The organism is Pseudomonas shiyinii (assembly GCF_056725765.1).
This window is the reverse complement of sequence record NZ_CM161522.1, coordinates 2,365,836-2,385,671: the sequence shown is the minus strand read 5'-3', so window position 1 is coordinate 2,385,671 and position 19,836 is coordinate 2,365,836. Positions and strand designations below refer to the sequence as shown.

The window sequence follows — 19,836 nt, the reverse complement described above, 5'->3', positions numbered from 1 at the left end:
AGCGGGCTTGCCCCGCGACTGCGCCAGCAGGGGCGACACCGTTGCCGCCGCTGGCGCAATCGCGGGGCAAGCCCGCTCCCACAGAGGGGAGGCGGGCAGGCAGGGCCAAGTCTGGCTCAGTCCTGGCGGCTGGTCACTTCCAACAGGTGGTAGCCGAACTGGGTCTTGACCGGGCCTTGCACGGTGTTGACCGGGGCGCTGAACACCACGGTGTCGAATTCCTTGACCATCTGGCCCGGGCCGAACGAGCCCAGGTCGCCGCCCTGGCGGCTGGATGGGCAAGTGGAGTTGGCCTTGGCGACTTCGGCGAAGTCGGCACCGGCTTCGATCTGCGCCTTGAGTTCGTTGCACTTCTCTTCGGTGCTGACCAGGATGTGGCGGGCAGTGGCACGTGCCATGGGAAGGTACTCCTTGGGTGAAAAAGGCAAGCCTAGCGCACTTATCCGGGGTATGTCTCGCCAGGCTTGCCCTTGCCTCACAAACGCTCGGCCGCGCGTCGCAGCAATGCCTCGGTGGCGTCCCAGCCCAGGCAGCCGTCGGTGATCGACACGCCGTATTGCAACGGGCCCTTGCCCAGCGTCTGACAGCCGTCGAACAAATGGCCCTCGAGCATCATGCCGATGATCGAGCGGTCACCTTGTACACGCTGCTCCAGCACATCCTCGAACACCGCTGGCTGGCGAGCCGGGTCCTTGCCGCTGTTGGCGTGGCTGCAATCGACCATGATGCGTGCGGTCAAGCCGGCCTTGGCCAGCCCCTGGCGGGCCTGGGCGATGCTGGCGGCATCATAGTTGGGGCCCTGGTGCCCGCCCCGCAGGACCAGGTGGGTATCGGCGTTGCCCAGGGTCTCGATGATCGCCGGGTGGCCTTGGGCATCCATGCCGAAATGGCGGTGCGGGTGGGCGGCGCTGCGCATGGCGTCGCAGGCGATGCCGACGCCACCGTCGGTGCCGTTCTTGAAGCCCACCGGGAGTTCCAGGCCACTGACCATCTCGCGGTGGATCTGCGACTCGGTGGTACGTGCGCCAATGGCGGCCCAGCCCAGCAGGTCGTCGAAGTAGCCGGCGGCCATCGGTTGCAGCAACTCGGTGGCGACCGGCAGGCCGCGCTCGATCATGCCCAGCATCAACCCGCGGGACAGGGCGATACCGCCATGCATGTCGTCGCTGCCGTCCAGGTGCGGGTCGTAGGCCAGGCCTTTCCAGCCCACCGTGGTACGCGGCTTCTCGACGTAGGCACGCATCACCAGCAGCAGCTTGTCGTCCACTTCGCGGCTGAGGGCCGCCAGGCGGTCGGCGTATTCGAGTGCCGAGCGTGGATCGTGCAGCGAGCATGGGCCGACCACCACCAGCAGGCGTGGGTCGAGGCCTTCGAGAATGGCGCGTATGGCCTGGCGATGTTGCTGGACTTGCTGGGCGAGGGCGCTGCCCAGTGGCATCTGCTGCTTGAGCAGGTGCGGGCTTGGCAGGCGTTGGCTGACGGCGGTGTTGGCAGCCTGGGGCTGGGTCAGGGGCAGTGCGAGGTTCGACGAGTGCATGGCTTGTTTCCCTGGGCGGACGGCGGGTTCAGGCCCGCGCGGTCGGCCCTATCGAGGTGTTCGACAGATATTCGGTGTGGTACTGCGTACGGCGTTGCCACCCAGGAGCGACCGAACGGAGGCGGCAGGCTGGCCCGAACGGGATTGGCTAAATCGCCAGGCGTAGGTGTCTGCGTAGTGATAGGTGATGGCGTTCATGAATCTGTCCTCAATGTGAATCGGTGTTTTTCAAAAGCCTGGAAAAGCAAAACCCCCGGGGCGGGGAGCCGACCGGGGGTTTGAGTATTCTCGTGTTCGGCGGCCCCTCGAAGGTGGGCGCCGTGTGGGTATCAGCGGCGCCTAGTGGCTAAACCAATACCCAAAATAGAAGCTGGCAACGGCCTGGCAGCGAGCAACGGCCAGCACTGGGCGCGCGGTGCGACCGGTGTGGTTGGCGTGGTTGCGGATGCTGTGGGTCATGTTGCTCTCCAGTGAATGAGCCCGAGCTTACTGCACCTTCGGCAGTGTGTTCAATGGATAAATGCTATGGCGCCGATCATCGTTGTACCGTGCACGCCCCATTTCCCCAGGAGGGGCGTGCATCGCCTGTCGCTCAGAGGGCGTATTGCTTGAGCTCCCGCGCGATCAACATGCGCTGGATTTCGCTGGAACCCTCGTAGATCTGCGTGATGCGCGCATCGCGGTAGTAGCGCTCCACCGGGTAGTCCTCCAGGTAGCCGTAGCCACCATGCACCTGGATCGCCATCGAGCACACCCGTTCGGCCATCTCCGAGGCGAACAGCTTGGCCTGTGACGCTTCGGACAGGCACGGCTTGCCGGCGCTGCGCAGGCGCGCGGCGTGGAGGATCAACAGGCGTGCGGCATTGACCTGCACCTGCATGTCGGCCAGCAGGTTGGCGATGCTCTGGTGTTCATTGATCGGCTTGCCGAACTGCACGCGATCGCGGGAATAGGCCAATGCCGCCTCGAACGCGGCGCGGGCGATACCCAGGGCCTGCGCGGCGATGCCGATACGCCCGCCCTCGAGGTTGGACAGGGCGATGGCCAGGCCCTTGCCACGCTCGCCCAGTAGGTTGGCGGCCGGGATGCGGCAGTTGTCCAGGGTCACCGCGCAGGTGTCGGAGGCACGGATACCCATCTTGTGCTCGCTGCGGTCGACCTTGAAACCGGGGGTATCGGTGGGCACCAGAAACGCCGAGAGGCCTTTCTTGCCAAGCTCAGGGTCGGTCACCGCGAAGACGATGGCCAGCCCTGCGCGGCGGGCGTTGCTGACGAACTGCTTGGCGCCGTTGATCACCCAGTGGCCGTCCACCAGCTCGGCGCGGGTGCGCAGGTTGTGGGCTTCGGAGCCGGCCTGGGGTTCGGTCAGGCAGAAGCAGCCGATCACCTCGCCGCTGGCCAGGCGCGGCAGCCAGGCCTGTTGCTGCTCAGGCGTGCCATAGGCCAGCAGCGGGCCGCAGCCAACCGAGTTGTGGATGCTCATCAAGGCACCGGTGGCGCCGTCACCGGCGGCGATTTCCTCGACCGCCAGGGCATAGGCCACGTAGTCGGTGTAGCTGCCGCCGAAGTCTTCCGGCACCACCATGCCGAGCAGGCCCAGCTCGCCCATCTTGCGGACCACGCCGTCGTCGATCCAGGCGGCTTTTTCCCACGCCTGGGCGTTGGGTGCGATCTCGCCACGGGCGAAGTCCCGGGCCATGTCGCGGATCATGATCTGTTCTTCGCTCAGTTCCAGGTCTTGCATCTGTGTACTCCCCGGCTCACAGGCCTTCGAAGAATTGGTCCACGCGCTGGCGGTCGAGGCCGGCGAGGGTCGGCGGGTTCCAGCGTGGCTGCTTGTCCTTGTCGATGATCAGCGCGCGCACGCCCTCGATGATGTCGCCGTATTCGAACCACTGGCGGTCCAGGTGCAGCTCCATGGCGAAGCATGCCTCCAGGTCCAGATGGCGCCCGCGACGCAGCATCTCCAATGTAACCGCCATGGCCAGGGGCGAGCGGCTTTCCAGCTGGTCGGCGGTAGCCAGGGCCCATTGGTGACTGTCGCCGATGCTCACGGCGCGCAATTGTTCGATGATGCTGGGCAGGTCGGGCAGGGCGAAGAAGTGGTCGATCACCGGGCGCAGCTTGGCCAAGGGGGCATCGTCCAGCACCTGGGTGCCGAGCTTGGCCAACAGGCCTTGCAGGTCCTTGAGTGGGTGGTCGCCGAAGCCCAGGCGGTCGAGGCCGGCATCCAGGGCGGCGAGCTTGTCGCTCTCCAGGTACCAGTCGGCCAGGCCGCAATACAGTGCATCGGCGGCCTGGATCTGTGTGCCGCTGACGCCCAGGTAGGTGCCCAGCTCACCGGGAACGCGTGACAGGAAGTAGCTGCCGCCGACATCCGGGAAATAACCGATGGCCACTTCCGGCATGCCCAGGCGACTGCGCTCGGTGACCACGCGCAGGTCGGCCCCCTGGGCCAGGCCCATGCCACCCCCGAGGGTGAAGCCGTCCATCAGGACCATCACCGGTTTGCGGTAGTGATGGATGCACAGGTCCAGGGCGTACTCTTCGACGAAGAAATCCCGGTGCAGGCTCGTGCCGGCCTTGAAGCTGTCGTGCAGCGACCGGATGTCACCGCCGGCGCAGAAGCCCTTGGGGCCTTCGCCACGCAGGACCACCGCGTATACCTGCGGGTCTTTGGCCCACTGGTCGAGGTGACGTTGCAGGCTGCGCACCATGTCGAGGGTCAGGGCATTGAGGCCGGCGGGGCGGTTGAGGGTCAGGTGGCCGATATGGTTGCGGATTTCGGCCAGCACATGGGCCTCGGAATGAGCGTGCGCGTTCATCGCGGTCTCCCTGCTTTGTTATTGATTTTCCAAGTGAAGTTTGGCGTGCGCTGGAGGATCGCAGGATCCTGGCATGCGAATATGCCATGCACAATCGACAAATCTGCAGTGCCTGTCTGCATTTTTGCTTGGTACGGTTCTCCAGGCCCGTTCTGTCACTTTAGCCCGTGGGGCGCAGCTGCCCGTTTCAGTCACCCGCAGCGGGGCTTCGGGCCTGGGTGGCGTCCAACGTATGGCCGCGGCTGACCCACCAGCCGAATGCCGCAGCGGTGAAGAACATGATCAGGCTGTAGAGTGCTGCGGGCACCGCCATGGTGGCGTTGTTCAGCAGGGAAGGGCTCAGGGCCAGGGCAATGGCCAGGGTGCCGTTGTGAATGCCGATCTCCATGCCGATGGCGATCGCCTGCCGGCGCGGAATGTCGAGCATTCGTGGCACCCAATAGCCCACGCCCAGGCTAAGCAGGTTGAACAACAGCGCTGCGCCACCCACCACCGGTGCGTACTCGACCACGGTCTGCCAGTCCTTGGCCAGCGCCAGGATGATGGTGAAGGCCAGGAACAACGCCGCCAGCAGCTTCATGGGTTTCTCCATGCGGTTGGCGAAGGCGGGCGCCCAGCGGCGGACCAGCATGCCCAGGGCCACCGGCAGCAGGACGATGGCGAACACCTGCATGACCTTGGCAAATTGCAGGGGGATGGCCTGGTCCGAGGCCATGAACCACATCAGCGACAGGTTCACCAGCAGCGGCATGGTCAGGATGGCGATCAGCGAATTGACCGCAGTGAGGGTGATGTTCAGCGCCACGTCGCCATGGGCCAGGTGGCTGAACAGGTTGGCCGTGGTGCCGCCCGGGGACGCGGCCAGCAGCATCAGGCCCACTGCCAGGGCCGACTCCAGGCCCAGGCCGTTGGCGATCAGGAAGCACACCAGCGGCAGCAGCAGGATCTGGCATGCCAGGCCCACCACCACCGGCTTGGGGTATTTCACCACCCGGGCGAAATCGGCCAGGGTGAGCGAGAGCCCCAGCCCAAGCATGATGATGCCCAGGGCGATGGGCAGGACAGCGGTGAGCAGCGGTGACGCGGTCATGGTGGCGTTCCTTTGGCGAGATGAAAGCAGTCTAGCCACTCCCTGACATGCGGCACGTTGCAGTCGTGCGAACGCTGAAGCGGATCGCTGCGCCTGCCCCGAGTCGATTTGCCGCTTGAAGGCTGCGCCGCACGGCTCTAGCATTCCCGCTTTTGCATTACGCGCCTACCCCGAGGATTAGCCATATATGCCGTTCCAGCAAGGTCTGCTTGCCACGCCCGTTCCCGCCCACGCCCGCCACCTGTTCTTCGCCGTGCAGTCGGTCGAGGCGCTGCCTGCGGCCCTCGATGCCTTGTTGCCCCAGGTCGATGGGCAGAGCCTGATCCTCTGTGTCGGCGCGCCCTTGGTCAAGGCCCTGGGCCGAGAGGTTCCGGGCCTGCGCGCCTTCCCTCAGCTGGATGCAGCGGTCGAGAACCCCAGCACCCAGCACGCCCTGTGGCTGTGGCTACGCGGCGAGCAACGGGGCGACCTGTTCCTGCGCGCCCAGGCCCTGGAGCAGGCGCTGGCCCCGGCGTTGCGTTTGGTGGACAGCGTCGACGGCTTCCTGCACCGCGGCGGCCACGACCTGAGCGGCTACGAGGATGGCACGGAAAACCCAGTGGACGAAGCGGCCGTCGAAGCGGCCATTGTCGCCGGTGACCAGGCCGGCCTGGCCGGCTCCAGCTTCGCCGCCTTCCAGCTGTGGAAGCACGACCTGAACTACTTCAAGTCGCTGCCCCAGGCAGAGCAGGACAACATCATCGGCCGCCGCCTCAGCGACAACGAAGAGCTGGACGACGCCCCCGCATCGGCCCACGTCAAGCGGACCGCCCAGGAAAGCTTCGCCCCGGAGGCGTTCGTCGTGCGTCGCTCCGTGGCCTGGGCCGACGAGCGTGGTGCAGGCCTGGCGTTCGTGGCCCTGGGCCATTCGCTGGACGCCTTCGAGGTGCAGCTGCGGCGCATGAGCGGCCTGGAAGATGGCATCATCGATGGCTTGTACCGCTTCAGCCGCCCGCTGACCGGTGGCTACTACTGGTGCCCGCCCATGGGCCAGGCCGGTGTCGACCTGAGCCTGTTGCTGCAGGCCTGACCTTCAAACGCCGCCGGTCACATGCCGGCGGCTGCCTGCCCCCACCATCCATCGGCTAACCCGCGCCACCCTTCAAACCCGCGCTCGACCCTGTCCTCTACCGTTGTGCAACCGACGGAACTTTTCCCAGAACAGAGGAGGACACCCCATGAAAGTTTCCGAAATCATGAGCCGTGACGTCCAGGTCGTGAGCCCCGACACCAGCCTGCGCGAGGCCGCCCAGCTGATGCGTGAGCAGGATATCGGCTCGCTGGTGGTCGGCGACAACGACCGGATGATTGGCGTCATCACCGACCGCGACATCGTCATCCGCGGTGTGGCTGACGGCCGCTCGCTGGACAGCGCCGTGCAATCGTTGATGAGCGACAAGGTCTGCTACTGCTTCGACAGCGACGACGTGGAGTCGGTGGCGGCGAACATGGCCGACATCGAGAAGCGCCGCCTGCCGGTGGTCGACAGCGAAAAACGCCTGGTCGGCATCGTTTCGCTGGGCAACCTGGCCAGTGCGCGGCAGAACCACGTCTGCGGCGAAGTGCTCCAGGGTGTGGCCAAGGCCCATTGAGCACAAAGCTTGCGCGCCAAATAAACCGTGACCGCTTATTTAATGCCACCGGTCCGGCGGGTACCGGAATAAAGCGAATCCCGTTTTATCGCCGTACTCCCAAGCTATGTACGGCAGCTGCCGTGCATCCCGAAGCCACACGAGGTAACAGACCATGGCCAACAAAGAAAACAGCAGGACCGGCAGCCAGGGTGGATCGAAGAACCCAGGCAATTTCGCCAACGACCGCGAGAAGGCCTCTGAAGCCGGCCGTAAAGGCGGGCAGCACTCCGGTGGCGGCCGTTCCAGCGAGTCGAGCCGCAAGGGCGGCCGCTCGTAAGTGAGGCAACGCAGTGCCAGGCTCCCTGGCACTGCGATCACTTCCTGCCAGGAGGATTTCCCATGCGCATGGCCCCATTGATCTGCCTGCTCGGCAGCCTGTCGCTGCTGGGCGGCTGTTTCGACCGTGACGACGACCACCCGGCGAAGGACGCCGACCCCAGCAAACCCTCGCTGCAGATGCAAAAGCCCGACGCGCCGGCCACAGCGCCTGCCCCTGATTCGCAACCGGTGCCGTCCGAAGACAACTGATCGCGCAAGGAGTGAGGCATGACGGTCATGACCCGCAAGGCCGCCCCCGTGGCGCCGGCCTTGGCTGCGAACGACAGCCTGGAGCGACGCTACCAGGCCCTGCTGCAAGGCCGCTGCGAAGACAGCGCCCGATGGCTCGCCGAACAACTGGACCGGGCTGACACGCTGCCCGATGACCTGCCCACTTCACCCGCGCAACTGGACGATTGGTCCGCGCGGCATGCCGCCAAGGTCGCCCGTGACCATGCGGCCTATCTGCAGGCGCGGCGCAAAGGGGCGCCGCGCCGCTATTTCGCCAACCGCGCCCAGGCCCTGTGGTTCCTGCAGCAGGTGGCACCGACCAAGGCGGTGGATGGCGCTTGGCTGCAGGGCTTGTTGCCCCAATGGCCCGACCCGCGCTACCACGGGCTGATCCGCACCTACCTGGAAGAACTGGGCGATGGCGACCCGCGCTGCAACCATGTGCTGATCTACCAGCGCCTGCTCAGCCGCCTGGGCTGCCTGGAACCCTTGCCCCTGGCGCCGGAGCGCTACCTGCAAGGGGCCGTGCAGCTGGCCCTCGGGCAGAACACCGAGGCGTTCCTGCCCGAGGTGATCGGTTACAACCTAGGCTACGAGCAACCGCCGTTGCACTTGTTGATCACCACCTATGAACTGGCCGAGCTGGGCATCGATGGCCACTACTTCCAGCTGCATGTGACCATCGACAACGCCGCCAGTGGCCATGCCCACAAGGCTATCCAAGCGCTGCGCCAGCTTTGGCCGGCAGACGATGGCGAAGGGTTCTACCAGCGGGTACGGCGCGGCTACCGGCTAAACGACCTGGGCACCGACACCCCACGCCTGATCGCCAGCTTCGACCTCGAGGGCGAACTCCTCGCGGCCTTGGAGCGCAAGCGTGCCTTCGGCCAGATGATGCATTCGGACCACTGCCGCCTGCAGGGGCGCACCGTCAACGACTGGTTGTCCGAGACGGACGCCATGCCGGGCTTTCTCAAGGCCCTGCAGAGCCAGGGCTGGGTGCGCCGGGGCGAAGATCCGGCGCGCAGTCGTCTGTGGAAGCTGATCGAGGGCCCGGCCGCCGCCATGTTCGGCGTATTCAGCGCCTACGAGAAGCAGCTCTGGCACGACTGGATCGCCAATGGCTGGGAGGCACCCAGGCAACCGCGGGTGGCGCCTGGTAGCTGGCAATTGGATGTCGAGCCGGACCACACAGACGGCGAGCGCGCACCGGTGCCCGTGCTGATCGAACGCATGGCCGGCAACGGCCACGCCCTGCCGGAAGGCCTGCGCGCAACCCGCGCCTATATCCAGGCCACCGGGCTTGCCCAGGAGGAACCCCGCTGATGCTGCTCGACGAAGAACAGATCCAGGCCGACGAGGCCCTGCTGCAACTGGGCCGGCGCCTGCACGCCGATGGTTATCGTTTCACCTGCGTGACGCCGGCGACCCATGCCCGCAACAACGCCCGCGAGGGCACCGACCGGGCGCGTACGCTGCGTGATGTGTTCGGCTGGAGCCGGCCGTTCGTACCTTCGCTGATCTCGGCCGACGAGCTTGCGCAGCTGGCCGCGGCGCAGGTGTTGGTCGAGGAGGGCGACTTGCTGCGCAGCACGGTGCGCTGGTCGAGCCTGGACGACCTGTTGCTGGTGCATTCGGCGTTTCCCACCGATGCCAGCGACGCCGTGTTCTTCGGCCCGGACAGCTACCGTTTCGCCCAGGTGATCCATGACCACCTGCAGCGCAGCCCTAACCGCGTCCAGCATGCCGTGGACATCGGGTGCGGCAGCGGTGTCGGCGCACTGCTGATCGCCCGTGCCGCCCAGCATGCCCAGGTCAGTGCGGTGGACATCAACCCGCTGGCCTTGCGCTACACCGCCATCAACGCCGCCCTGGCCGGGGTGGGCAATCTGTCGGTGGAGCCGAGCGATCTGCTCGATGGCATCACCGGCACCTTCGACCTGATCGTCGCCAACCCGCCATACATGCTCGATGCCAGCGAGCGGGTCTACCGTCATGGAGGTGGAGCGCTGGGTGCCGAACTGTCCTTGCGCATCATCGAGCAGGCGCGCGAACGCCTGAGCCCAGGCGGCTCGCTGCTGTTGTACACGGGCGTCGCGATCGTCGAGGGCCGGGACGCGCTGCTCGAGGCCATTCGCCTGCGCCTGGCCGGGCCGCAGTGGAGCTGGGTGTACCGCGAAGTGGACCCGGACGTGTTCGGCGAACAGCTGCTCGAGCCGGGCTATGAGCGGGTCGAGCGCATCGCTGCGGTGGCGTTGACCGTCACCCGTAACGCGTGACGGCCATGTACCGGCCCTGCACCTTCGGCATCGAGGAAGAATACTTGCTGGTGGACCTTGCCAGTGGGCGGGTGTTGGCCACGCCTTCCCTGGGGGTAGCCCGACGTTGCCGGGAGATCATGGGCCCGTATTTCGCCGAGGAGATGTTTCGCAGCCAGATCGAAGTCGCTTCGCCGGTGTTCGGCAACCTGCACGAGGCGCGCCAGTTCCTGGCGGGCAGCCGCCAGCGCCTGGGCGAAGCGCTGGCCCAGGAAGGCGTCGGCCTGTATTGCGCCGCCAGCCACCCCAGCGCCCAATGGCTGCGCCAACGGGCCAGGACCACGCCGCACTACCGCCAGGTGTTCGACGACTACCAGCACGTGGCCCGGCGCAGCCTGTTGTCCGGCTTGCATGTCCATGTCGGTGTACCGCCGGGGTGCGATCGCATCCAATTGATCAACCAGGTGCTGTACTGGCTGCCGTTGTTCCTGCTGCTGAGCACCTCGTCACCGTTCTGGGGCGGGCACTGCACCGGCTACATGAGCTACCGGCGGGTGATCTGTGCCGAGTGGCCGCACATGGAACTGCCTGAGCCCTTGGCTGACTGGGGGGCTTATGAGCGCTACCGGGCATTGCTGGAGCGTACAGGGGCGCTGGCCAAGGAGGGCGACTTCTGGTGGGCGATCCGCCCGTCCCGACGCTTCCCTACCGTGGAACTGCGCATCTGCGATGCCTGCCCGCGCCTGGAGGACGTGCTGTGCATCGCCGGGCTGTTCCGCCACCTGGTGGAAAGCTGCCTGGCCCAGCGCCATGCCCCGGACCCGCTCACCCGGGAGATGCGCTGGATCACCCAGGAGAACTACTGGCGCGCCAAGCGCCATGGCCGGCATGGGCAATACATCGGTGTTCACGAACAGGCGCCGGTCACCGCCGAAGGCTGGCTGGCGCAGCTGCAGGGCCGGTACCCGGCCACCACGGTGGATGCCGAACGCGCCTTCATCCAGGCCCAGCGCATCCTGCGCGAGGGCACCAGCGCCGACCACCAGCTCGACTGCCTGGCGCAGGCCCGCGGCGCCGGACTCGACGCACGCCAGGCGTTGCGCGCGGTAATCGAGCAGGTGCTGACCCAAGGGCGCGGCAGCGAGCCGTTGCCTGCCCTGGCCCAAGGGCAAGCCTGAACCCATTCGTATTCGAGGAGGTACCCGCCATGGCCGACTTGATGATCTACTTCTGGATAGCGGTCGCGGCAATCATCCTGTTGCTGGACCTATGGGCCATCGTCAGTGTGTTCCGCAGTGACAAACGTGACAGCACCAAGATCCTCTGGGCCTTGCTGCTGGTGATCTTCCCGGTGGTCGGGCTGGTCATCTGGGGCCTGTTCGGCCCCCGTGGCATCAAGCCCGGCACCGGGCCTACATCGTCGGAGCACAGCAAGGGTTGAGTCGCCCCCCATCGCGGGGTCACGCTTCCTTGATGATCGAGATCTTGCCGTTGCGTTCCACGATCGCATAGCGGATCTGCTCCACCGACTCGACCCCCTGGCTGTCGCGCGCCGACTCGAGGATATCGTCCTCGGTCAGGCGCGCCTTGCGCATGCGCCCATGCAGGAATCGCCCATGTTCCACCACCAGCGTTGCATGGCCGTCCAGCAGTCGCGCCAGGCGCTGGGACTTCAGCTTGGCCAGCGACAGCCCCACGTCCAGCACGATCAGCGTGGCGATCACCAGCATGGCGTTGACGAACGAGAAGTCCTCGCCTAGCAAGGCTTGCTGGGTCGCTTCGCCGATGATCATCAGCAACACGAAGTCGAAGGTGGTCAGATCGCCCAGCGAGCGCCGGCCAGCGATGCGGAACAACAGCATCAGGGCGAGGTACATGGCAGCGGCGCGAAGGATCGAATCCATGTCGGCTCCTAGGGGTAGACGAAGCTGGAAAAACGCACTGCGCTGTTCGGGCCTGCGCGTACCACGCCTTCGAGCGGGCCGGGCGCATCGGCTCGCAGTGTCAGGTAGAGCGTGGCCTGGCCATCGCCGCCGGTGCCCAGCTGCAGCTGCAAGGCCCGGCCCTGGGACAGCGATGCCAGCGGCTGGGGCTGCATCGTCTCGATGCTGGTCTCGCTGAACAGCGAGCCGCCGAGCATCACTGTCACCGGCCCATCGCCGCTGCCACGCACGCTGATGCGCATGCTGTCCATGGCGCCGGCACGGTTGAAGCGCTGGTACTCGACCTTGACCCGGCCGTCGGCGCTGGTCACCTCGCTACGGCTGAGCGGGCCATTGCCGAACAGCCCTGCCAGGGCCAGCAATACCAGCAGCACGAGCATGTACCAGCCCACCCGCTCGAAACGCCAGACCCGACGTTGCATGGGCATGTCTTCCTGCACCGGCTGGTTTCGCGACAGCTGTTCATCGTCGGTCATGGGTAGCGCTCCTTCAGGCCCGCTCACCACGCAGCCAGCGCTCGTGGTAGTGACGCAGGCGGGTCAGTCCGTACAGCGCGGCCTGGCGCAATACCTCGGCGCGATCGCCGAAGAAGCGCTGGCTGCGGGTGAAGACCGCGATCGGTTCGCCATCGAAGGCCCAGGCGAAGCACAAGGTGCCCGGGGCGACGCCGTCGGTGCCGTCCGGGCCGGCCACGCCGGTGGTGGCGATGGCCACATTGGCGGTGCTGTCCTTGAGCGCGCCGAGGGCCATCTCCCAGGCGACTGCTTCGCTGGTCAGCCCATAGCGCTCGATGGTCGCCGGGCTGACCCCCAGCAGGCGCTGCTTGGCCTTGGGCGAGTACACCACGTAACCACTCTCCAGCGTCTCGCCAAGCCCTGGGTGCTCGGCCAGCAGGGCGACCATGCGCCCGGCGGTGCAGGACTCGGCCGTGGTCAGGACCAGGTCATGGGCTTTGAGGTAGTCCAGTACATCGTGGACAGGATCGTCGTGCATCGGGTGCGCCTCGTTCGGGCCTTTTGCGATGGACGCCCGGCCAAGGCCAATGGTTCAGCCGGCCTTCACCGACCACCCGTCGGCAAGCCTGGCGGGCCGGGCAAACCTTCGTTTGCCAGGCGGTCTCGAACGCTTAGGTGCCCCTCGTGGGCCGAGCCGTTCGTAGAAATGCCAAGTCAAGGAGGCACGCCATGCCCAACAAACCCCGTGACCAGTTCAGCATGCAGAACCCGCTGACCCAGTATCCACACCCGCCGTTTCCCGACCAGACCCAGGCGCCACCGGGCCTCGATGCGAACATGCAGCCCAAGCCTGACCATGGCGAAGACACCTACAAGGGCTTTGGCCGCCTGGCCGGGCGCAAGGCGCTGATCACCGGCGCCGACTCGGGAATAGGCCGTGCCGTGGCCATCGCCTTCGCCCGCGAGGGGGCCGACATTGCCCTCAACTACATGCCCATGGAGCAGGCCGATGCCCGTGAAGTGATCAAGTTGATCGAGGCAGAAGGGCGCCAGGCGATCGCCATTCCCGGGGACCTGAAGGACGAAGTATTTTGCAAGGAACTGGTCGACCAGGCCCATGAGCAACTCGGCGGCCTGGACATCCTGGTCAACGTGGCCGGCAAGCAAGAGGCGCGCAAGGACATCGGTCAGATCAGCCACGAGCAGTTCGACCATACCCTCAAGACCAACGTCTATGCACTGTTCTGGCTGTGCCAGGCGGCCGTGCCGCTGATGCCGGCCGGTGCGACCATCATCAACACCGCGTCCATCCAGTCCTACCAGCCTTCGGCGACGCTGCTCGACTACGCCACCACCAAGGCCGCCATCGTCGCCTTCACCAAGGCACTGGCCAAGCAGGTGGTCGAGCGCGGCATCCGCGTCAATGCCGTGGCCCCGGGACCGATCTGGACGGTGCTGCAGCCCAGTGGCGGCCAGCCGCCGGAAAAAATTCCCGAGTTCGGCTCGCAGTCGCCGATGAAGCGCCCGGGACAGCCGGCCGAGTGTGCGCCGCTGTACGTGCTGCTGGCGTCCCAGGAGTCCAGCTACATCACCGGCGAAGTGTTCGGTGTCACCGGTGGCAATCCGCTGCCTTAGGGCAGAGGGCCTTCAATGTACGAATGGTAGGAGCAAGCCATGGCCCGGGCAATCTGGAAAGGCGCGATCAGTTTCGGTCTGGTGCACATCCCCGTGAGCCTCAACACGGCCGTGCGCACCGAGCGTGTAGATTTCGACTGGCTCGACAAGCGCAGCATGGAGCCGGTGGGCTACAAGCGGGTGAACAAGGTCACCGGCAAGGAAATCGACAAGGAAAACATCGTCAAGGGCGTGGAATACGAGAAAGGGCACTACGTGATCATCAGCGAGGAGGAGATCCGCAACGCCCGCCCGGAGGCGACCCAGACCATCGATATCTTCTCCTTCGTCGAGGCCACCGACATCCCTTTGCAGCATTTCGACACCCCGTACTACCTGAGCCCGGATCGGCGCGGCGGCAAGGTCTATGCGTTGCTGCGCGAGACGCTGCAGAGCACCGGCAAGGTGGCCCTGGCGACGGTGGTATTGCATACCCGCCAGCACCTGGCGCTGCTGCGCCCGTTGGACGACGCCCTGGTGATGATCACCCTGCGCTGGCCCGAGGAAGTGCGTGGGCTCGAAACCCTGGAGCTGGACAAGAGCGTGACCGACGCCAAGGTGGAAAAGCGCGAGCTGGACATGGCCAAGCGCCTGGTCGAGGACATGAGCGGGCCCTGGACGCCAGAGGACTACCACGACGCCTTCCGCCAGACGATTCTCGACCTGGTCGAGGAAAAGGCCAGCAAGGGCAAGATCAGTGTGGTCGAGAAAGGCGAAGGTGCCACGGAGAAAGGCGCCGATATCATCGACCTCACCGAACTGCTCAAGCGCAGCCTAGGCGGCAAGAAAGCGGCACCGCAGAAGAAGCCGACCAAACGTCCGCGCAAGGCATCGGGCGGTTAGCGCGGGCTCGGTAGGAGCGGCCTCGCGCCGCGAAAGGGCCGCAAAGCGGCCCCAGGGTTCGAGTGAAGGAGCAAGATCACTGGGGCTGCTCTGCAGCCGTTAGCGGCACAAGGCCGCTCCTACACGGATATTGCAACCAAGCCATCGCTCATGGGCTCGGTTGCGCCGGGGTGTTCTTCCTGAAACCACGCAGGTTCATCGCACACAGGCAGAAACTGCAGGATGATCAAGGCCCAGGCCTGCACCTGCCAGCCCCAGATCACCCACAGCACATTGCTGCTGATGAAGCAGCAGAAGCCGGCGCGGCGTCTTCGTGGCTGGCGTGAGCCGATGCACCAGGCCGCCAGCACCGTCAGCACCATGGCCGGCCATTGCAACAGGTCGATCACGCTCCCCATCAGCCCATCCCCATCTGCTTGCGCATGCGTGCGGTGATCGACTGGCGGGTCTTGGGTAGGTCGGCCCATGGGTCTTCCACCTCGGCCAGCCGCTCGGCCAGGTTGCCGATATGCCATTGGTTGGCGCCCTTGAGCTGGGTCAGTTCCTCGCGCCAGATCGGTACCGAGACCGGCAGCCCTTCGCGGGCGCGCAACGAATAGGCGCTGACCGTGGTGGCACCCTTGCCGTTGCGCAGGTAGTCGATGAAGATCCGCCCGATCCGGTTCTTCGGGCCGGACACTGCGCTCAGGCGGTCGGGGAACAACCCGGCCAGGTAGTTGACGATGGCATGGCTGAAGTCCTTGACCTCGTCCCACCCGGCCCGCCGGGTCAGCGGCACCACCAGGTGGATGCCCTTGCCGCCGCTGGTCTTGAGGAATACCTTCAGGCCCAGCTCGTCGAGCAGGGTGAGGGTCAACTGGGTGGCCTCGAGCATGGCTTTCCACGGCAGAGCCGGGTCTGGGTCCAGGTCCAGGACGAAGCGGTCGGGCTTGTCGAAGTCCTTGTCGGTGCCGTTCCAGGTGTGCAGCTCGAGCATGTTCATCTGCACCGCGCCCAGCAGACTTTCGGCGTTGTTGAGCACCATCGCCGCCTGGCCGGCCTCGGCCTTGCTGTAGCTGACCACCTTGGGGATGTGCAGTTGCCCGGCGTTCTTCTGGAAGAACAGCTCGCCGCCCAGGCCGTCCGGCGCGCGCACCAGGGCGACCGGGCGGTCCTTGAGTTGCGGCAGGATCCAGCGGGCGACCTGGGCGTAGTACTCGGCCACCTGGCGCTTGGTCACGCCGCTGGTGGCGTCGATCACCCGATCGGGGTGGGTCAGGCGCAGCTCGCCGAGCTCGGCGGCCTGGGCCTTGGTGCCAGGCGTGGACAAGCGGGTCTTGGGCATGGCGCGCTCCAGGTCGATGGCGGTGGCCGGTTTGTCGTCACGCAGGCCATGGAACACCGAATGGCGTACCACGCCGTCGCGGGTCATCTGGGCATAGGCGACCTCGGCCAGCAGTTGCGGCTTGAGCCAGTGCACGCCACGGGCTTCGGCCCCGGTCGGCGGCTTGGCCAGGGCTGGCTCGGGCACCTCCAGGGGTTTCAACCGTGCATGGATGCTGTCCAGGGTGGTGGCACTGAAACCCGTGCCGACCTTGCCGGCATAGCGCAATTGGCCGCTGTCGTTGTCGTGCAGGGCCAACAGCAGGGCGCCGAAGCCATTGCGGCTGCCCTTGGGGTCGGTGTAGCCGACGATCACGAACTCCTGGCGCTGCTTGCACTTGAGCTTGACCCAATCGCTGCTGCGCCGGCCTACGTAGGGGCTGTCGGCGCGCTTGCCGATCAGGCCTTCGAGCTCCAGCTGGCAGGCGCTGTCGAGCAGCGAATCGACGGGTTGGTCGAAGTCGGCGGAAAACCGCACCTGTTCCGACTCGCGCCCCTCGAGCAGCTGGCGCAATGTCTCGCGGCGGTCTTGCAGCGGCACCTGGCGCAGGTCCTGCCCGCCGAGGAAGGGCAGGTCGAACAGGTAGTAGACGATGTGCTCGTCATGGGCGGTGTCGAAGGCGTTCTGCAGGGCCTGGAAGTCGGCCATGCCGTTTTCGCCGGCGACCACCACCTCGCCATCGAGCCAGGCGGACCCGAGCTTGAGCGCGCGCAGGGCCTGGACCTGGTGAGGCATCTTCTCGCTCCAGTCATGGCCGTTGCGGGTGAACAGGCGTACGTCTTCGCCGTCGATACGGGCGAGGATGCGGTAGCCGTCGAACTTGACCTCATAGCGCCAGTCCCCGGCCGGGGGCGAGTCGACCAGCGTGGCCAGCTGCGGCTGCAGGTGTTCGGGCAGTTCGGCTTTCTTCCCGGCGCTGGCACGTGGACGGGCGGCGGGGCGCTTGGTCGGCTTGGCGCTGGCCTTGGCCCGGCGTGGCACCAGGGTTCGCTCGCTGAGCACGCTGTCGGGTTGGGCCTGGACGATGCTGTACTCGGCCTCGCTGCGCGCCTCACTGTCCTGGGACTTGACCAGCATCCACTGCTCCTTCTTGCCGGCCAGGTGGGTGCGGAACAGGTTCCAGGTTCCGGAGAGCTTTTCGCCCTGCAGGCGAAAGCGCAGCTTGCCCTTGGCGTAGCCGGCATGGGGGTCGCCTTCGGGCTCCCAGATACCACGGTCCCAGACGATCACATCGCCTGCACCGTAATGCCCTTCGGGGATGTGGCCTTCGAAGTCGGCGTAGTCCAGCGGGTGGTCCTCGACGTGCACGGCCAGGCGCCGGACCTTCGGGTCCAGGGAAGGGCCCTTGGGAATCGCCCAGCTCTTGAGGGTGCCATCGAGCTCCAGGCGGAAATCGTAATGCAGGTGGCTGGCGTCGTGTTTCTGGATGCAGTACTGCAGCGCATGGGCGGCCTGGCCACGCCGGCGCGTGCCGGACGGTTCGGGCGTGGCGTTGAAGTCGCGCTTGCGCTGGTACTCCTGCAGGGGCTTGGCCATGTCGGGCTCCGGGACGGTACGCGGGTCTCTAGAGGTGGGAGGGAGCTGCGCTGGGCAGAGTTCAAAATTTCCGCCTGCGCGCGCCACCGGGCAGAAACTCTGAATCATTGCCCGGCCCTGGGAGTCGACCGCATGAACCCACCTGACGGAGAGCCGTGATGCCCCAGCCAGACGACCCGAAAACCAGGCCCCAGGTCGACATCGACGATACCGAGGACCGTATGGGCAGCGTGCATGAATTGGACTTCAGCGAGCGTCAAGACGAGCGCGAGGGCCGCGCCGGTGATGAACGCCCAGCCCAGGAAGTGGCCCAGGAGTACCCCCCTCGGCGGGTGGCAGAAAGTGGCATGAGTGGCGGCGAAGCCTTGAGCGACAGCCTGCACGAAGACAACGTCACCCTCGATGACCTGAGCCCGGACACCCTCTATGACCAGACCGGTGCCCGCGACCCCCATGAACCCGGTGGCGCGGGCGGCCCGGCGGACAAGACACTGCGCCGTGTCGAGGAGCACGAGATCGGCGGTGGCATCGGCCTCGATGAAGCCGAGCTGGCCCGCTCCGCGCCGCTCGATGGCGAGCCGTGGACCGACGAGGTATCGCCGGTCGACCCCGATGACGATGAACGAAGGAGCTGACCATGACCGAGCAACGTTGTGCCTGTAACCACTGTGCCTGCACTGTCGACGCCAATGCCGTGCTGCAGGATGACAAGGCCTACTGCTGCGAAGCCTGCGCCACTGGCCACCGCAACGGCGAGCCGTGCCGCATGGCCGGCTGCAATTGCGCCGAGATGGTGCAGCCCAAGGAGAGTAATGTGGACAATGCGCTGGACGAAACCTTCCCGGCGAGCGATCCGATTTCGCCTTGAGGCGCTGTCGCACAGAGAGCAAGAGGCCAGTGCTGCCTGTAGGATCGAGCGCCGCCCGCGCGGCGCATCGCGAGCTGCGCTCGCTCCTACGTTTGTTTACGGCCAGTAACGCCTGTGACAGGCGCGCGCGACCGCCTGGTGCGTACGTCACAATATCGCGTCATGCTCCAAGGCGTCCGCGCGAAAATCCCACAGGCATAATTGGCCCGAAACAAACGTAGGAGCGAGCGCAGCTCGCGATGCGCCGCGCGGGCGGCGCTCGATCTGACAGGCACCGAAGCGCTTTAAGTGAACGCATTACGCTCCACAGGGGTTTACACCGATATCAAGCCGCCTTGCGCAGCGCCTCGATCAGCTCGCCTTTGCGCATGGTCGAGCGTCCGGAGATATTGCGCTTGCGCGCGCGGTCCAGCAGTTCGGTCTTGGTCATGTCCTCCAGCCGTTGCCCTGGCCGGGGCACGCCGCGGCGGGTGGCGGCGGCGCGCTTGGCCGAAGATTCGCGAGCCTTTTCCTTGGCCTGGGGGCTCTTCTTCTGCCCCGAGCCACCTTTGCGCTCGCCACCGCCGGACTGTTTGTTGACCGTGGCCCAGGCGCGGGACTCGGCTTCGTCCTTGGACACGCCCTTGGCCTCGTAGCTCTCCTCGATGTGCTCGGCCTTGCGTTTCTGCTTGTCGGTGTACTTGTCTTTGTCTCCACGTGGCATGGCGCTTCTCTCCTTTGCAGTGAAAATCAACGCGTCTACTACGGGGGAGCCCAGCCGGATGCCGACGTTCCGAAGCTGCGACCGGCGGTCAGTGCGTCTGCCAGATGCCATCCTTGCGTTCGCAGTCGGCACGTGCCTGGGCCAGGCTTGGGGTGTCGTAGTAGTACGTGATCACCCGCGCATCCTTGGGCACGGCGGGCTTGGTCGAAGGCTCGTCGCGGCCGGCGGCATTGGGGTTGGCCAGCGACTCCTGGGTCAGCGGCGCGATGCAACTGCCGACGCTGCCATCGGCGCAGCGGGCTACCTTGTGTTTCTGCGTGCTGATCATGTCCTTGCTTTCGTTGCTGCACGACCAGGCGATGGCCTCGGCGGGCATGTTGCCGTAGCTGTAGCAGGTCCGCCGCTCCACGGGCTTGACCGCGTCGCTGGAGGAGCGGGTGAGCACTTCGCAGGCCTCGGCCAGCGCCTGGGTACTGGCCAGGCTGCCGAGCAACAACAGCAGGATGGAAAAACGCATCG

General features: G+C 66.0%; 22 protein-coding genes and 2 pseudogenes. 12 read left to right on the top strand and 12 right to left on the bottom strand.

The window, feature by feature from the left end; all coding sequences use genetic code 11:
• Window positions 1–116 precede the first annotated feature (116 nt).
• From ACXHGZ_RS10830 to ACXHGZ_RS10810, 5 genes are all read right to left on the bottom strand, one after another.
• Window positions 117–398, bottom strand: coding sequence for a peptidylprolyl isomerase (locus tag ACXHGZ_RS10830; RefSeq protein WP_084857752.1), 282 nt, complete (start codon window positions 396–398; stop codon window positions 117–119).
• A 77-nt stretch (window positions 399–475) separates the two neighbouring features.
• Complete coding sequence (locus ACXHGZ_RS10825; RefSeq protein ID WP_084857754.1) at window positions 476–1,537, bottom strand: 3-deoxy-7-phosphoheptulonate synthase; 1,062 nt, start codon at window positions 1,535–1,537, stop codon at window positions 476–478.
• Window positions 1,538–2,129: 592 nt separating this feature from the next.
• The gene (locus tag ACXHGZ_RS10820; RefSeq protein ID WP_480463793.1) at window positions 2,130–3,281 is read right to left on the bottom strand and encodes an acyl-CoA dehydrogenase family protein; all 1,152 of its coding nucleotides are present in this window, start codon (window positions 3,279–3,281) and stop codon (window positions 2,130–2,132) included.
• Window positions 3,282–3,297: 16 nt separating this feature from the next.
• Window positions 3,298–4,362: an enoyl-CoA hydratase/isomerase family protein gene (locus ACXHGZ_RS10815; protein ID WP_480463792.1), complete on the bottom strand. Its 1,065-nt coding sequence runs from the start codon at window positions 4,360–4,362 to the stop codon at window positions 3,298–3,300.
• A gap of 187 nt (window positions 4,363–4,549) precedes the next feature.
• The gene (locus tag ACXHGZ_RS10810) at window positions 4,550–5,452 is read right to left on the bottom strand and encodes a bile acid:sodium symporter family protein (RefSeq protein WP_480463791.1); all 903 of its coding nucleotides are present in this window, start codon (window positions 5,450–5,452) and stop codon (window positions 4,550–4,552) included.
• Between the two features lie 187 nt (window positions 5,453–5,639).
• Between ACXHGZ_RS10810 and ACXHGZ_RS10805 the strand changes: the two genes are divergently transcribed.
• The 8 genes and pseudogenes from ACXHGZ_RS10805 to ACXHGZ_RS10770 all read left to right on the top strand — a co-directional run bounded on the left by ACXHGZ_RS10805 (window position 5,640) and on the right by ACXHGZ_RS10770 (window position 11,373).
• The gene (locus ACXHGZ_RS10805; protein WP_480463789.1) at window positions 5,640–6,521 is read left to right on the top strand and encodes a Dyp-type peroxidase; all 882 of its coding nucleotides are present in this window, start codon (window positions 5,640–5,642) and stop codon (window positions 6,519–6,521) included.
• A 148-nt stretch (window positions 6,522–6,669) separates the two neighbouring features.
• Window positions 6,670–7,083: a CBS domain-containing protein gene (locus ACXHGZ_RS10800; RefSeq protein WP_480463787.1), complete on the top strand. Its 414-nt coding sequence runs from the start codon at window positions 6,670–6,672 to the stop codon at window positions 7,081–7,083.
• A 199-nt stretch (window positions 7,084–7,282) separates the two neighbouring features.
• A pseudogene (locus ACXHGZ_RS10795) lies at window positions 7,283–7,402 on the top strand (KGG domain-containing protein); the annotation flags it as partial.
• Window positions 7,403–7,464: 62 nt separating this feature from the next.
• The gene (locus tag ACXHGZ_RS10790; protein WP_084857767.1) at window positions 7,465–7,653 is read left to right on the top strand and encodes a hypothetical protein; all 189 of its coding nucleotides are present in this window, start codon (window positions 7,465–7,467) and stop codon (window positions 7,651–7,653) included.
• Between the two features lie 18 nt (window positions 7,654–7,671).
• Window positions 7,672–9,000 (top strand): iron-containing redox enzyme family protein, encoded by a 1,329-nt coding sequence (locus ACXHGZ_RS10785; RefSeq protein WP_324811870.1) that lies wholly within the window; start codon window positions 7,672–7,674, stop codon window positions 8,998–9,000.
• Window positions 9,000–9,953 (top strand): methyltransferase, encoded by a 954-nt coding sequence (locus ACXHGZ_RS10780; RefSeq protein ID WP_084857770.1) that lies wholly within the window; start codon window positions 9,000–9,002, stop codon window positions 9,951–9,953. Before ACXHGZ_RS10785 ends, ACXHGZ_RS10780 begins: the two co-directional genes overlap by 1 nt.
• Before the next feature lie 5 nt (window positions 9,954–9,958).
• On the top strand, window positions 9,959–11,110 hold the full coding sequence (locus ACXHGZ_RS10775; RefSeq protein ID WP_480463786.1) for a carboxylate-amine ligase: 1,152 nt from the start codon (window positions 9,959–9,961) through the stop codon (window positions 11,108–11,110).
• A 29-nt stretch (window positions 11,111–11,139) separates the two neighbouring features.
• Complete coding sequence (locus ACXHGZ_RS10770; protein WP_480463784.1) at window positions 11,140–11,373, top strand: PLD nuclease N-terminal domain-containing protein; 234 nt, start codon at window positions 11,140–11,142, stop codon at window positions 11,371–11,373.
• A 19-nt stretch (window positions 11,374–11,392) separates the two neighbouring features.
• Here ACXHGZ_RS10770 and ACXHGZ_RS10765 read toward each other — a convergent pair whose 3' ends face one another.
• Genes ACXHGZ_RS10765 through ACXHGZ_RS10755 form a run of 3 tightly spaced genes read right to left on the bottom strand, consistent with a single transcriptional unit; the run spans window position 11,393 to window position 12,868 of the window.
• A complete protein-coding gene (locus ACXHGZ_RS10765) occupies window positions 11,393–11,836 on the bottom strand; it encodes a DUF421 domain-containing protein (protein WP_480463782.1) in 444 nt (147 codons plus the stop codon).
• An 8-nt stretch (window positions 11,837–11,844) separates the two neighbouring features.
• Window positions 11,845–12,351, bottom strand: a complete 507-nt coding sequence (locus tag ACXHGZ_RS10760) for a hypothetical protein (RefSeq protein WP_480463780.1) — start codon at window positions 12,349–12,351, stop codon at window positions 11,845–11,847.
• Window positions 12,352–12,364: 13 nt separating this feature from the next.
• Window positions 12,365–12,868 carry a CinA family protein gene (locus tag ACXHGZ_RS10755; RefSeq protein ID WP_480463779.1) on the bottom strand — a complete coding sequence of 168 codons (504 nt, stop codon included), beginning with the start codon at window positions 12,866–12,868 and terminating at the stop codon, window positions 12,365–12,367.
• A gap of 191 nt (window positions 12,869–13,059) precedes the next feature.
• Here ACXHGZ_RS10755 and ACXHGZ_RS10750 point away from each other — a divergent pair, with 191 nt between their 5' ends.
• Window positions 13,060–13,965 (top strand): SDR family oxidoreductase, encoded by a 906-nt coding sequence (locus tag ACXHGZ_RS10750; RefSeq protein ID WP_480463777.1) that lies wholly within the window; start codon window positions 13,060–13,062, stop codon window positions 13,963–13,965.
• 39 nt (window positions 13,966–14,004) lie between these two features.
• Window positions 14,005–14,847, top strand: coding sequence for a non-homologous end joining protein Ku (gene ku / locus ACXHGZ_RS10745; protein WP_480463775.1), 843 nt, complete (start codon window positions 14,005–14,007; stop codon window positions 14,845–14,847).
• A gap of 148 nt (window positions 14,848–14,995) precedes the next feature.
• Here the strand turns inward: ku and ACXHGZ_RS10740 are convergent.
• Both ACXHGZ_RS10740 and ligD read right to left on the bottom strand, forming a co-directional pair.
• Window positions 14,996–15,245: pseudogene (locus ACXHGZ_RS10740) on the bottom strand (hypothetical protein).
• Window positions 15,245–17,746: a DNA ligase D gene (gene ligD, locus ACXHGZ_RS10735; protein WP_480463773.1), complete on the bottom strand. Its 2,502-nt coding sequence runs from the start codon at window positions 17,744–17,746 to the stop codon at window positions 15,245–15,247. The pseudogene ACXHGZ_RS10740 and the gene ligD overlap by 1 nt, the downstream one beginning before the upstream one ends.
• Before the next feature lie 158 nt (window positions 17,747–17,904).
• Between ligD and ACXHGZ_RS10730 the strand changes: the two genes are divergently transcribed.
• On the top strand, window positions 17,905–18,381 hold the full coding sequence (locus ACXHGZ_RS10730; RefSeq protein WP_224455822.1) for a phosphotransferase system, HPr-related protein: 477 nt from the start codon (window positions 17,905–17,907) through the stop codon (window positions 18,379–18,381).
• A 2-nt stretch (window positions 18,382–18,383) separates the two neighbouring features.
• Window positions 18,384–18,614, top strand: coding sequence for a metallothionein (locus ACXHGZ_RS10725; protein ID WP_084857788.1), 231 nt, complete (start codon window positions 18,384–18,386; stop codon window positions 18,612–18,614).
• Between the two features lie 325 nt (window positions 18,615–18,939).
• Here the strand turns inward: ACXHGZ_RS10725 and ACXHGZ_RS10720 are convergent, their stop codons facing one another.
• Together ACXHGZ_RS10720 and ACXHGZ_RS10715 are read right to left on the bottom strand one after the other, a co-directional pair.
• The gene (locus ACXHGZ_RS10720; RefSeq protein WP_084857789.1) at window positions 18,940–19,317 is read right to left on the bottom strand and encodes a Rho termination factor N-terminal domain-containing protein; all 378 of its coding nucleotides are present in this window, start codon (window positions 19,315–19,317) and stop codon (window positions 18,940–18,942) included.
• Between the two features lie 88 nt (window positions 19,318–19,405).
• A complete protein-coding gene (locus tag ACXHGZ_RS10715) occupies window positions 19,406–19,834 on the bottom strand; it encodes a hypothetical protein (protein ID WP_084857790.1) in 429 nt (142 codons plus the stop codon).
• Window positions 19,835–19,836 lie beyond the last annotated feature (2 nt).